Below are 12,812 nucleotides of genomic sequence, written 5' to 3'. Positions count from 1 at the left end.
CAAAGGTACACATTAAATGTGTGTAAAAAGGTGACATCATGGCGCTAATTGGTGACTATTAGGCACTTATTCGCTAAAAATACCCCTGATTTGAATATCTGCTGTTTTTCGTTAACTTACCGTATATCAAGCTCTGAAATGTATGATGATTCAGCCCAAACGCCTATTTGACGCGGTAGCTCACCAATTGCAGTTCTTCCCTAAGCCAGATATGCTGGTAGCCAAGACAGACGGGGCATGGAAGCCCGTTTCCACGAAAGAAGTACAGAACACCGTGAACCGCCTCAGCGCAGGTCTTCTGAGCCTTGGCATAAGCGGAAACGACCATACGGTAGAAGGGGCAGACAAGATTGCCATTATTAGTAATAACCGCCCTGAATGGATCATTACGGACCTTGCTGTACAACAGACGGGGGCTATACTGGTGCCGCTGTATCCCACAACAAATCCCATCGAGCTGCAATTCATCCTCAATGATGCAGCGGTGAAGTATATTTTTGTGAGCAATGCAGAACTATGTGAGAAAGTGAAAGGGCTGATGAAAGATATTCCTTCCCTGCAAAACATTTACACTTTTGATGAAGTACCCGGTGCTGATCACTGGACGAAGGTGACCGACCTGGCCAATGAAGACCTGCTGGCCCGTGTGGTGGCTTTAACCCCCACTATCAGCGAAGAGCATGTGGCCACGATCATCTATACCTCCGGCACTACAGGCACACCTAAAGGTGTGATGCTTACCCATAAGAACATTGTGAGCAATGTATATCATTCCAAAGAGAGCTTTCCTTTCCCGGATGCTCCGCAAACCAGGGTGTTAAGCTTCCTGCCGCTGAACCATATCTTCGAAAAGATGTGTACCTATATTTACCTGTTCAGCGGGATCAGCATCTATTATGCGGAGAGCATGGATAAGATCGGGGATAACCTGAAAGAGGTAAAACCGGATGGGTTCACCACAGTACCGCGCCTGCTGGAAAAAGTGTATGAGAAGATCATGAGCAAAGGCCATGAGCTGACAGGCATTAAACGCGGATTGTTCTTCTGGGCCGTAGCACTGGGAAAGAGATATAATAATAATATCAGTGGCGGATGGTGGTATAACCTTCAGCTGTCCATTGCCAATAAACTTATTTTTTCCAAGTGGCGCGATGCATTGGGCAACCGCATTTCTTATATCGTTACCGGGGGGGCTGCCTGCCAGGAAAACCTTTTGCGGATCTTCACCGCAGCCCGCATTCCGGTATATGAGGGATATGGCCCCACGGAGAACAGCCCCGTGATCAGCGTAAACAGGCGCGATAAGACCGAAAATACCCGTTTTGGCACCACAGGCCCGGTAATAACAGGGCAGGAGGTAAAACTGACGGAAGAAGGCGAAATATTAGTGAAAGGGCCTTCCGTGATGAAGGGATACTACAAGCGGCAGGACCTCACAGATGAAACCGTGAAAGATGGCTGGTTGTATACCGGGGATATCGGCACCTTTGTAGATGGAAAATTCCTCAAGATCACAGACCGCAAAAAAGAACTGTTCAAAACCAGTGGTGGTAAATATGTAGCGCCGCAGCCTATTGAAAATAAATGTAAGGAAAGCCCCTTCATTGAACAGATCATGGTGATCGGTTCCGAACGGAAGTTTGTGGCGGCTTTGATAGTGCCTTCCATCAGCAGGCTGAAACAGTGGATGGGGCAGAACAACATTCCATTCACCACAGCGGAAGAAGCCATTAAGAATAAAGAAGTATTGGCGATGTTTGAAAAGGTGGTAGAGAAGTACAATGCCTTATTCAATCATGTGGAACAGATCAAGAAATTTGAATTACTGCCGAAGGAGTGGGGAGTGGATACCGGAGAGATGACGCCGAAGCTGAGCCTGAAAAGGAAGGCGATCATGGAGAAATATAAAGATGTAGTGGAAAAGATCTACGCAGCGTAAAATATAAAACGGGGTTGCTTCGAAAAGAACAACCCCGTTTCTTTTTTAAGCTTTGATCTTAGGTGGTATTAACTTGTACACCACCGGTGTTACGATCCTCGAAAGTAAGGTAGAACTGATCAATCCCCCGATCAATACAATCGCCAGCGGGGAGATCAATGGATTATTAGAAATAGCGATCGGGATCAAACCGCCGATGGCTGTAAGAGAAGTAAGCACGATCGGAAGGAACCTTACTTCTCCTGCTTCCCTGATAGAAGTCTCCAGGTCTTTCCCCTGTGCCCGCAACTGGTTGGTGAAATCCACCAGCAGGATGGTGTTCTTCACTTCAATTCCCGCCAATGCAATCAACCCGATGATGGCAACAAATGATAAGGAGTTGCCGGTTATCCAGAGTGCAATGGCAGCACCTACCACACCCAGCGGAATAACCGAAAGGATGATGAGGGTACTTTTGAAAGTGCCGAATTCCAGGATCAATACGGCAATAAAGAGGAACACCGTTACAATGATGATGTTCTGAAAACCGCCGAATGATTGCTTGCGCGATTCCACTTCTCCCCCCATTTCATAACTATAGCCTACAGGTAATGCCATGGCATCCATCCTGCTGATCACATCGGTAATAACCCTATCTGCCAGGAAACCTTGCTGCAGGAATGCTTTCACGGAAACCACCCTTCTTTTCTCCTGGTGATTGATGTGTACGGGAGATGTTTCCATTTTAAGTTCTGCCACCTGCGATAAGGGAATGGCTTTACCCTGCAGGTTGTTCACATAGAGGTTATTGAATACATCCAGCGTAGGCCGCCCTTCTTTTGCCCGCGTGAGCAGGATGTTGTAATCATTGGTGTTCTCATCTGTGTATTTACCCAGTGTTAACCCGGCAACAGCGAGGCGTACGGTGCGGTCTATCTGCACAAAAGGAATACCCAGCTGTTGTGCTTTTTCCGGTTGAATGGCTACCCTGATATCACTTTTCAGGAGGTCCACCGGGTTATCGATGTACATGGTGCCGGGTGTTTGGTGCAGCATATCTTCCACACGGGAAGCCAGGTGCCGGAGGGTGTCCAGATCGTCTCCGAATATGCGTACTTCCACAGGTGCTACTACGGGAGGGCCTTGTTCAAAATCTTTCACTTCCACTTTGGCACCGGGGTAAGGCGTCCAGGCTTTGCGGAACTTTTCCATCAGGGCTTGTTTCTCTTGGGGATTGGTATGTTCTCCCAGTTGTACAAATACCTGTGCAAAATCGCTCTGTTCTTCTTTTGGGATCACATTGTAATAGATCCGCGGATTGCCTTTACCTACGTTGGTGGCAAAGTATTTCACCAGCGGCTCTTTTTTCAGGGTTTGCTCTATCTGCCTGGCAATACTATTGGTATACATCAGGTTGGATTGAGGCGGCGCCGTGATATTGATCATGAACTGCGGCTTTTCAGAAGGCGGGAATAAACTGAAACCGATCAGTTTAAACACACCCAGGGAGCCGGCAAAAATGATCACGGTGATCACAATCGTGAGTGCCGGACGTTGCAGCGCTTTATCCAGCAGGCGGGAGTAACTGCCGTGGATAAGCTTCTTCAGCCCACGCATGAAAAGGTTACCATCAGGGTGGCCCGTATGGGGTTTCAGCACTTTACTGGTAAGGAAAGGGATGATGGTAAGCGAAACGAACATGGAAGCCAGCACACAGAAGATCACGGCTAAAGGCATACTCCTGATAAAATCCCCTGATCCTTCCGGCATAAATACCAGCGGCATAAATGCGATGATCAGCGTAACGGTGCACCCCAGTACTGCCATACCTATCTGTTTGGTGGCTTTAAGGGTAGCTTCCAGCGCACTATGCCCGTCGAGCATCCATCGTTCTATATTTTCCACTACCACAATGCTATCATCCACCAGCAGGCCTAATGCTACCACCAATCCTACAATGCTGAGCTGGTTCAGGTTGTAACCGAATAACTGCAGCAGGATGATACCGATAGATAAGGAGAGCGGTACAGAGATCATTACGATCACGGCCTGCCTGAAACCCAATGGCAGCAAAGTGATGGCCACCAGGAAGATGGCGATCATGAAATCGATCCCCAGGCTGCCGAGGCGCCTGTTCACATTGGCCGCCTGGTCGAAATGTTCGATCAGGTCGATATTGGCCGGAAGTGTTTTCCGGAACTTTTCAATGACCGGTTTATAAAGTAATTGTGTTTTGCTGATGTTTTCTCCTTCCTTCTGTGCCGCTGCCACAAATACACAGCGGAAGCCATTGAGGCGGGTCTGGTAGGTTTCATCTGCATAACCGTAATATACTTTGGCAATGTCTTTCAGGTATACGTTGCGGCCTGCGCCTGTGTATACAATGGTGTTGCTGATCTCTTCCAGCGAATGAAAGTTACCGCTGGTTTTGATATTAAAGGTTTTATTGCCGGCATCGATACTGCCGCCGGGAATGCTCAGGGTTTCATTCTGCAGGCTGCTGATCACATTGTTTACAGGGAGGTTCATCTGGGCCATCTTTTCTAAGTCCAGTTCAGCCCGTACCTGTTGCACCGGAAGGCCATGGATCTCTACTTTCTTGAGCGGGCTGAGCTTTTCCAGTTCATCCTGTAATTTCTCTGCATAGAATTTCAGTTTATCGCGCGGTGCATTTTCAGAGATCAGCGCAATCTGCATGATGTTCACATCAGAGGGCTGGAACTTTTGCACCTCAATGAAAATATTGTCAGCGGGTAGTTCCCTTTGTTTGTTGTTAACAACGCGTACTACTTCCTGGTATTTATCATCCACATTACTGCTGTATTTATATTCTATCCGCATCACGGCAAGGCCATCGCTGATGCTGGTGCGGATGCGCAGTACGTTTTCCAGTTCATAGATCTCTTTCTCCAGCGGGTCTACGATCAGTTCCTCCATGTCCTTTGGATTGGTGCCGGGATATACCACCACTACGGAATAAGTGGGGGCGTGCATCTCCGGGTCTTCCGAACGCGGCATGTTGAGGATGGTGGTGATACCCAGCGCAATGATCATGATAAAGATCACCAGTGTGAACTGGTAATTCTTAACGGCATAGTCAGATATTTTCATGTTTGCAGGCTTGGAGGGTTATTGAATGATGCGGATAGTGCTGCTGTCCGTTAGATAAGCGCTGCCGGAAATGATCAGCTGGCTTGCGTTTTCCAGTCCACCGCTGATGATCACATGATCCTTTTCCATTCCGGCAATGGTCACTTTCACTTTATGCGCTCTTTTATTATCGTTGGTGATGAAAACATATCCGCTATTGCCATCGCCGTCCAGTACGGCATCATAAGGAACGGCCCAGGTACCGGTGCTGCTTTTGCTTTGGGCAGTAGTGTGCACTACTGCTTTGCCAAACATGCCAAAAGCAATGGCAGCGGGTTTTTCGCCGGTGAGGCGGATGTCTATTGCAAAAGAGCCTGTGGTGGGATCAATACCTTCGGAGCGGCGGGATACTATTCCTGAAAAGGTTTTTCCGGGAACAGATTCTACTTCTACCATAGCGCTGTCTTTTAACCGGATAGCGGCCCATTCTTTATTACTGATGCTGGTACGTAATAACCAGTTGCCGGATTGCGCACCATTGGTTTGCAGAACAGGGGTGCCGGCTCCAACGAGTTGCCCTTCCGCAGCCAGTTTACGGAGTACGTACCCGTTGCGGGGAGCGGTGATCACGCTATGGTTGCGGTTGAACTGCGCTGTTTTTAATTGTTGCTGTGCAATGTCTTTTGCAGTTTGTGCATTCTGTAATTGCTCCAGGGTAGCTACACTGTCGTTATACAGGTTCGTGGCCCGCTGATGATCGCGTGAGGCTTTTTCAAAGGCCAGCTGTGCCTGCTGCACCTGTGCATCGATCTCCACGGGATTGAGGATGGCTACTGTTTGCCCCTGGCGGATGGCATCACCTTCTTTCACGAGTATGCGCTGAATGATGCCACCTGTTTTGAAAGAGAGCAGCACTTCATCGTCTGTGGTAAAGATCCCTGAAACAGGGATACTGGCAGACGCCGACTGGTTTTGCAAGGGGAGGAGCTTTACAGGAATATCTGCCTGTGGTGGTATTTCAGATGCGGCGGACCCTGCACCGCAGGCACTGAACCCAATTGCACCGGATAATAAAAGAAGATACAGTTTCATATAATTAGTTATTGAAGGTTATTGTTTAAAGGGTATCCTGCCTGTGCGCGTTCAATTTCTGCCTGTGAGATCTGCACCTGTGCGTAGGCTTGTAGTAGCTGGAGGCGGCTATTGGTCAGCTGATTTTGTGCATCGAGTAATTCAATGTACAGGAGCTGGCCTTCTTTATAGACCTTCATCTGGTCCCGGAAATATTTTTCAGCGAGTTGTAATTGTGTTTGTGCGCTTTTATAATTCACATAAGCGCTGCGGTAATTATTATTTGCACGGTTGAGTTCCAGTTCGAGGCCCTGCACAGTTTCGGTGAGTGCGGCTTGCGCGATGGCAGCATCTGCGCCGGCTTGTTTGGTGCGGTATTTCCGCTGACCGCCGGTAAAGATGTCCCACTGCAGGTTCAGGCCCCAGAGGTAATACCTGCTGGTATTATTGAATGCCCAGTTAAAACCCTGCGAACCTAAGTCGAGGAAAGTATTCACTTTGGGCGTGAAGAGGGAATGCTGCATTTTCTCCTGCAGGAGCGCTATTTTTTTAACCGAAGTAAGTTGCTGGATCTCTTCACGGCTCTGAACACTGGTGGTAGGAATATATTCTGCTACCAGCAGCGCTGCGCTATCCAGTTCAATAGAGTCTGTTAAAGGTTTATTCAGCAGAAAGTTGAAATAGGAGCGGGCGTTCTGTTGCGTATTTTCTGCCTGTGTGATCGCCGCTTCTGTTTTCTGCTGTTCTGTTTGTGCGCGGGTGAGTGAAGTGTTGTTGCGGATACCGTTGTTCAGCATGCTTTGGTTCACGCGGATGTTCTCTTTCACCAGAGTGAGGGCATTGTTATAGATATCCACTGCGCGGGTAGCCTGAAAGTATTGATAATAGGCGGTTTTAATGTCTTTCACCAGCTGCCGTTTGTAAACATTCACAGTAGCCTGCTGGCGGGTGATATCTTCCTGCCTGATCTTTTTGGCATACATGATCTCGGTATTGATCAATGGCATGGAGGTGCGCAGCTTTGCATCATAGAAGTTATCCGGGGTGAGTTGAATGGATTGATTTTCCAGTTGCGGAAACTTCTGGCTGCCGGTAAGCTGGTTGAGGGTGGCATATACACCATTCAACATATCGCCGGTGGGAATGTCGATAGTACGGCCGCCGCCGGCTTTGGTATAGCTACTGATGAAGCTGGCGGATGGCATGAAGAGCGCTTTGGCTTCCTGCAATGCATACATGTTCTTTTCCAGCTGAAAGTTCTGTCGTGCTATGGCCTGGTTGCGGGAGAATGCCTCCTGGATATATTGGTCCAGCCGGCTTTGAGCAGTGGCCACCTGTGTGATAAAACCAACACTAATAAACAAGTGTAGTTTAATGATCTTCGGTAACATAATGAACGGTGTTTAGCGCATGGGCAAAAAAAAGCCAATCGCTCAGGGCGACTGACTAAGCTTTTATAAGTCTTAAATGTTCGTTTACAGCCATTTCCATGGCTTTGTTGATTTGTTCGGGTTCCATATCCATTACTTTGAAACGGCAGCGTACATTGAGGGATACCAGGCCATGCACAATGGACCAGATGGACAATGCGGCCATCCTTTTATCCGTATAACGCAGCAGTTTTTTATCGATGCAGGCCGCTACACAATCCATCAGGTAATTAAAGCAGGCATCCCCGTTTTTCCAGCCTTCTCTTTCGTTCACCGTGTTCATCGGGGCACGGATGATGAACATCAGGTCGTAGAGGTCCGGATGTTCCATACCAAAGTTCACATAAGCGTGGGACAGTTGTTCCAGCCTTTTCCAGGGGCTTTTGCTGGGAGCTTGCTGTACAAAGGTTTCATACAGCCTGCCGAATGCCTCCCGTTGTACTTCGTACAAGAGTTCATCTTTATCTTTATAATAGAGATAGATGGTGCCGGGGCTGTATTCGATCTTATCAGCAATGTTGCGGATAGATGTTTTTTCATACCCTTCTTCCAGGAACATCTGCATCGCCGCTTCAATGATCAGCCGCTTCATTTCCAACTTTTCTCTTTCTTTCCTGTCAGTTATACCCATGTTAAGAATGTTTACGATGCAAATATAATGAACACTGTTCAGTAAAACCAAATTTATTTATCTTTATGTTATGATCAGACCTGCCAGAAAGGAGGAAGCCTCCACCGTAGTACCTTTGCTTTTCCAGGCCATGAAGGAAATAGCCGTTAAACTGGCGGGAACAAGCAACCCCGGCGTTGTACAGGCGCTATTTGAGCATTTCTTTCAACAGGATGTGAACCAGTATAGTTATAAGAACACGCTGGTATATGAGGATGAGGAGGGGATCGGAGGGATGATCCTTTCTTATGACGGGGATGACCTGGATCTTTTGCGGGACCCTGTGCTGGACCATATCCGGGAGCATTTACAGAACGATTTTGTGCCGGGCAGGGAAACCGGGAAGGGGGAATACTACCTGGATAGTATTGCGGTGGCGCCAGGCAGGCAGGGCAAGGGTATTGGCAAACAATTGATTGCCGCTGCCATAGAGAAAGCGCGGCAGGAAGGGCAATCCAGTGTTGGATTGCTGGTACATGAGCATAATGAGGATGCTTTGCGTTTGTATGAGCGGCTGGGGTTTAAGGCCGTAAAAATGCGGGAATTTGCAGGCGGGCAGTACCTGCACATGGTGAAAAGTTTATGAAGCATCTATTGATATTAGCAACGCTTTGCCTTTCTTTACCGGCAACAGCGCAGGTTTACAAACAGGAAAAGATTGTATTAAACGGAAAACCACTGGAAGTGCAAAACCCATTAGGGACGCACAAGGGTGGTTTTACCGCAGTACTATGGGTAAAAGCAGCAGAACAGGGATCGGCGGCTTATGAAATATTAGGCACTAAACGCTGGCAGATAGGTGTGCAGGAAAATGGCGCCTGGTACTGGAAAGCCGGAAACTATGAATACAGGCCAACCCCACAGCGCCAGGGCATCCGGGATGGCAGAACGCATATGCTGGCCTTTGCTTACGATACATTGAAGAAAGAAACCACTTTATATTATGACGGTAAGAACGTAGCCATCTATTACACACCCGGGCTGGATAGCCTGAATGCTTCCGCGTTGAACATAGGAGGTGTGGCAAAAGGGGAGCTGGGTGAATGGGAAACCTTTTACGGAGAGATCCCGGAGTTGACCTTGTATAGTTCATCCGCGGAGAACATCGCTTACCTGTATTCGCTGAAAGTGCCGCCACCACGGCCAATGGGGCCACCCAAAGCACCTGCTGCCTTACGTGTGATGAATTACAATATCTGGCATGGTGGCAACGAAACCGGTAAGGAAACAGGCCCGCAGCGGATCGTAGAGATCATCCAATCTTCCGGGGCAGATATTGTTTCCATGCAGGAAACCTATGGCTCCGGCGCAAAGATCGCAGATGCACTGGGATATTACTTCTACCTGCGCAGCACAAACCTGAGTATCATGAGCCGTTATCCCATCACAGAAACACTGGAGGGAGACGCACCTTTTTACAACGGCGGCGCCTATATCAAAATAAGTGATCAGCAAAAGATAGCATTCTTCACCAATTGGCTGAACTATCCTTATGATTACTGGGATATGCTGGAAAAGAACCGTCCCATTAACCCGGATTCACTGGCGGTACACATGGAAAAGGGGAATACAGCCCGCTTGCGGAGCATCCTTAAAACCATTCAGCCACATACGGCCAATGCAGATAAGATACCTGTACTTTTCTGCGGCGATTTCAATACCGGTTCCCATCTTGACTGGATAAACGCCACTAAGGAATTCAATAACGGTTATACCGTACGTTTCCCTGCGGGCCTTGCATTATATGATGCAGGATACAAGGACGCATTCCGCATCGTACATCCGGATCCGCTGAAGGAGCGCGGTATCACCTGGACGCCGCAGTTCCCGCATGCCTTCCAGGACCGGATCGATTATATCTATTATAAAGGAGCGCTTATACAACCTGTAAAAGCATGGACGATCACCACTCATCCTGTAAAGTATCCTTCAGATCATGCGGCGCTGGTAGTGGAATTTAAAGTACTGCCGAAATAGCGCGCGGTACCTGAACCGGGTTAACCACCCAGATTTATTTATTTCTTATAACCGTAAGAAACATTGGATAGTGACGTCTAACTCAAACAGGGTGGTGGTGAATTAACCATCCATCCATTAAATATCACTACCAAAGGCTATAATTACTACTTTTAGCCGCATTGTAAATCAATCTGTGTAAAGGTAAACATGAGGAAAATTGTCATATTGCTGTTAGGTTGGGTCTTGTGTATGAATAGCGAGGCATTCGCGCAAAGGCAGCAGCAAGGAGAATTGCATGCCGAATTAATGGGTAAGTTGTTGGATGATCAAACAGGTAAACCTGTAGAATACGCTTCCGTAGCGCTTTTAAATGCATCAGATTCCGCACTTGTTACCGGGATGCTGTCCAAAGGTAACGGGGATTTTAGTTTCTCTCCGGTAAAGCCCGGGAGTTATATCCTGAAAATATATTTCATCGGCTATCAAACCTTCTTCAAAGCGGTTACTGTGAAAACAGTATCAGATGTAGGTAATATCCGATTGAAAACAACTGCACGCAACCTGAAAGGAGTGGAAGTGGTAGGAGAGAAACCTGCCTTTACCATGGCCATTGATAAAAGGGTGTTTAACGTAGACAAGAACCTGGCCAGTGTTGGCGGAACTGCAACAGATGTACTCCGGCAGGTGCCTTCCGTGAATGTGGACATTGACGGAAATGTATCTGTGCGGAACGGTTCGCCCACCATCTTCATAGACGGCCGCCCCAGTACACTCACACTGGACCAGATCCCTGCGGACGCTATTGCCAATATAGAAGTGGTGACCAATCCTTCCGCGAAATATGATGCAGAAGGTATGAGCGGTATCCTGAACATTGTGTTGAAAAAGAACCGTAGAGCAGGGATCAATGGGCTCATCACCGGTGGTTATTCCACCACCAAAAGCAGCAATGCCGGTATTGATCTCAACATCCGCCAGGATAAGATCAACTTCTTCGTGAATTATAACCTGCGTGACCGGAAGAGCCCCATGAAACAGCATCTTTTCCGCAAGAACTTTGATGGCGCTGATACTACTTTCCTGGACCAGTACCAGGACGGTGACTTCGGCCGCCGTTTTCAATCCGGCAGGATAGGGTTCGACTGGTTCATTGATAACCGCAACACCCTCACCTTATCACAAGGGATCGTTGGTGGTGATTTTAATAACCTCAATGAACAAACAACTTACGACCTGGATGCACATCAGACCAGGCTGCGTTATGGTCTTGGCCGGAACGACAGCAAGAACAACTTCCGCAATTACACCAGCCAGATAGGCTACAAACGCACTTTTGCAAAAGAGGGCATGGAGCTGACAGGAGACTTTACTTATAACCGTTCAACCGGTAAGAATAATAACGACTACAGCCTGCAATACTACGATATGCAGGGGCAGCCAAGCAATTCACCTAATCAGCCGGAGCTGCGGCAGGGCAGGGGAAACAGCAGCACCACCTATTACACCGGCCAGATCGATTTCGTGAACCCGCTTTCCGAAAGATCAAAGTTAGAAGCAGGGCTTCGTACCAACGTACGTACTTTCAATAGTTTGCTGAATACGCTGGGAAAGAATTTCAACACCGGCGCTTTTGAATACGATTCCGCCCTGTCTAATAACTATCATTATTCAGAACAGATCAATGCTGCTTATGTAAGTTATACAGGTGGTACCGGCAACTTTGGCTACCAGACCGGTTTACGTGCGGAGCAATCTTATTACAGCGGAGAGATGCGCAATGTAAAAGATGCCAATTACAAGATCGATTACCCGATCAGCCTGTTCCCCAGTGTTTTCCTGACGCAAAAGTTCAAAGGAGATCATGAGCTGCAATTAAACTACAGCCGCCGGATCCAGCGTCCCTGGTTCCGTGACCTGCTGCCGAACATTCAATACAATGCCAACTCTGCTAACCGTGGTAACCCCGCGTTGAAACCAGAGTTCACCAATTCTTTCGAGTTATCCTACCTCAAGGATTTCGCGAAGAAACATAACGTACTGATATCAGTTTACTACCGTAATACCAATAATGCCATCACCAATTTCTACGTGGATACCACGCTGAACCTGGATGGCCAGGAACGTAAAGTAGTACTGAACTATCCCATCAATGCTGATCAGAGGAATTCCTTTGGTGCAGAACTTACTGTACGGAACCAGATCACCAAAAGCTGGGATATCACTACCAACCTGAATGCTTCCCAAACAAAGATCAGTGCAAACAACCTGAATAACTCAGGGTTTGTGTGGTTCGGTAAAGTGAACAGCAACACCAAACTCCCCTGGAACCTGACCTTACAGGTAACCGGCGAATATGAATCCCGGCAGATCCTGCCGCAGGGAGAAGATGCGCCGGAATACCAGGTAGACCTGGCTATGAAGAAAGACTTCTTCAAGAAGAAGAACTTCTCTGTGGCGCTGGGCCTTACGGACATCTTCAATACAGATCGTGACCTTAGCTGGACCAATACCAGCTTCTCCTCATCAGAGCGTTACCGGAAACGTGTTTCCCGCGAACTGCGTTTGAACCTCAGCTGGCGTTTTGGAAAGATGGATACCAAGCTTTTTTCTAAAAAAGGCAAACGTGAAGGCGGAGAAGGCGGCGATATGGGTGGAGACGGGTTCTAAATATTAT

At 47.9% G+C, this 12,812-nt stretch carries 8 protein-coding genes; 4 read left to right on the top strand and 4 right to left on the bottom strand.

Features of this window, described 5'->3' with window-relative positions; genetic code table 11:
* Positions 1 to 142 precede the first annotated feature (142 nt).
* Positions 143 to 1,939 (top strand): AMP-dependent synthetase/ligase, encoded by a 1,797-nt coding sequence (locus BUR42_RS08495; RefSeq protein WP_084185468.1) that lies wholly within the window; start codon positions 143 to 145, stop codon positions 1,937 to 1,939.
* A 45-nt stretch (positions 1,940 to 1,984) separates the two neighbouring features.
* On the opposite strand, the gene BUR42_RS08490 is transcribed toward BUR42_RS08495, so the two are convergent.
* The 4 genes from BUR42_RS08490 to BUR42_RS08475 are packed head-to-tail and all read right to left on the bottom strand — an operon-like array spanning position 1,985 to position 8,140.
* Positions 1,985 to 5,029 (bottom strand): efflux RND transporter permease subunit, encoded by a 3,045-nt coding sequence (locus BUR42_RS08490; RefSeq protein WP_074238816.1) that lies wholly within the window; start codon positions 5,027 to 5,029, stop codon positions 1,985 to 1,987.
* An 18-nt stretch (positions 5,030 to 5,047) separates the two neighbouring features.
* Entirely contained in the window at positions 5,048 to 6,100 is a 1,053-nt protein-coding gene (locus BUR42_RS08485; protein WP_074238815.1) for an efflux RND transporter periplasmic adaptor subunit, read from the bottom strand.
* Between the two features lie 8 nt (positions 6,101 to 6,108).
* Complete coding sequence (locus BUR42_RS08480; protein ID WP_084185467.1) at positions 6,109 to 7,470, bottom strand: TolC family protein; 1,362 nt, start codon at positions 7,468 to 7,470, stop codon at positions 6,109 to 6,111.
* A 55-nt stretch (positions 7,471 to 7,525) separates the two neighbouring features.
* Positions 7,526 to 8,140: a TetR/AcrR family transcriptional regulator gene (locus tag BUR42_RS08475; RefSeq protein WP_074238814.1), complete on the bottom strand. Its 615-nt coding sequence runs from the start codon at positions 8,138 to 8,140 to the stop codon at positions 7,526 to 7,528.
* Positions 8,141 to 8,210: 70 nt separating this feature from the next.
* Here BUR42_RS08475 and BUR42_RS08470 point away from each other — a divergent pair, with 70 nt between their 5' ends.
* The 3 genes from BUR42_RS08470 (at position 8,211) to BUR42_RS08460 (ending at position 12,805) form a co-directional block, all read left to right on the top strand.
* On the top strand, positions 8,211 to 8,765 hold the full coding sequence (locus BUR42_RS08470) for a GNAT family N-acetyltransferase (RefSeq protein WP_074238813.1): 555 nt from the start codon (positions 8,211 to 8,213) through the stop codon (positions 8,763 to 8,765).
* Entirely contained in the window at positions 8,762 to 10,156 is a 1,395-nt protein-coding gene (locus tag BUR42_RS08465) for an endonuclease/exonuclease/phosphatase family protein (protein ID WP_074238812.1), read from the top strand. Before BUR42_RS08470 ends, BUR42_RS08465 begins: the two co-directional genes overlap by 4 nt.
* A 189-nt stretch (positions 10,157 to 10,345) precedes the next feature.
* The gene (locus BUR42_RS08460) at positions 10,346 to 12,805 is read left to right on the top strand and encodes a TonB-dependent receptor (protein ID WP_084185466.1); all 2,460 of its coding nucleotides are present in this window, start codon (positions 10,346 to 10,348) and stop codon (positions 12,803 to 12,805) included.
* Positions 12,806 to 12,812: the final 7 nt, after the last annotated feature.

The sequence above is a fragment of the Chitinophaga niabensis genome, from assembly GCF_900129465.1.
Taxonomy (GTDB): domain Bacteria; phylum Bacteroidota; class Bacteroidia; order Chitinophagales; family Chitinophagaceae; genus Chitinophaga; species Chitinophaga niabensis.
This window is presented reverse-complemented; position numbering and strand designations above follow the sequence as displayed.

What these genes read in the sequence shown, in the direction of transcription:
- BUR42_RS08495 (WP_084185468.1), top strand. Translation starts at nt 143, where the DNA reads ATGATGATTCAGCCCAAACGCCTATTTGACGCGGTAGCTCACCAATTG.
- BUR42_RS08480 (WP_084185467.1), bottom strand. Translation starts at nt 7,470, where the DNA reads ATGTTACCGAAGATCATTAAACTACACTTGTTTATTAGTGTTGGTTTT.
- BUR42_RS08465 (WP_074238812.1), top strand. Translation starts at nt 8,762, where the DNA reads ATGAAGCATCTATTGATATTAGCAACGCTTTGCCTTTCTTTACCGGCA.
- BUR42_RS08475 (WP_074238814.1), bottom strand. Translation starts at nt 8,140, where the DNA reads ATGGGTATAACTGACAGGAAAGAAAGAGAAAAGTTGGAAATGAAGCGG.
- BUR42_RS08460 (WP_084185466.1), top strand. Translation starts at nt 10,346, where the DNA reads ATGAGGAAAATTGTCATATTGCTGTTAGGTTGGGTCTTGTGTATGAAT.
- BUR42_RS08470 (WP_074238813.1), top strand. Translation starts at nt 8,211, where the DNA reads ATGATCAGACCTGCCAGAAAGGAGGAAGCCTCCACCGTAGTACCTTTG.
- BUR42_RS08485 (WP_074238815.1), bottom strand. Translation starts at nt 6,100, where the DNA reads ATGAAACTGTATCTTCTTTTATTATCCGGTGCAATTGGGTTCAGTGCC.
- BUR42_RS08490 (WP_074238816.1), bottom strand. Translation starts at nt 5,029, where the DNA reads ATGAAAATATCTGACTATGCCGTTAAGAATTACCAGTTCACACTGGTG.